Genomic DNA, 255 nt, shown 5'->3' with positions numbered 1-255 from the left:
CGACCCGGGAGAAAGCGAACAGCACCGCACGCGCCGCCCCCCCTGCCCCGATCACCACCACGGGCCGACCGGACAGATCGAGGTCGGCGATCGGCGAGAGGAAGCCCGCCGCATCGGTATTGGTGCCGATCCACCCGCCGTCCTCGCCCCGAAAGACGGTATTGATCGCCCCGATCGACTCCCGCAGCCCGCCCGGATCGGGCACGTGATCGAGCGCGGCGACCTTGTGCGGCACGGTGATGTTGCAGCCGCGCC

General features: G+C 71.0%; 1 protein-coding gene. It reads right to left on the bottom strand.

Translation table 11 applies throughout. The annotated features are described in order from the left end of the window. Positions 1–255 (bottom strand): shikimate dehydrogenase family protein (locus ACYSM9_RS22000; RefSeq protein WP_461859064.1); only part of this gene is annotated, 255 nt, incomplete at both ends.

The organism is Arthrobacter sp. C152 (assembly GCF_054890965.1).
This window is presented reverse-complemented; position numbering and strand designations above follow the sequence as displayed.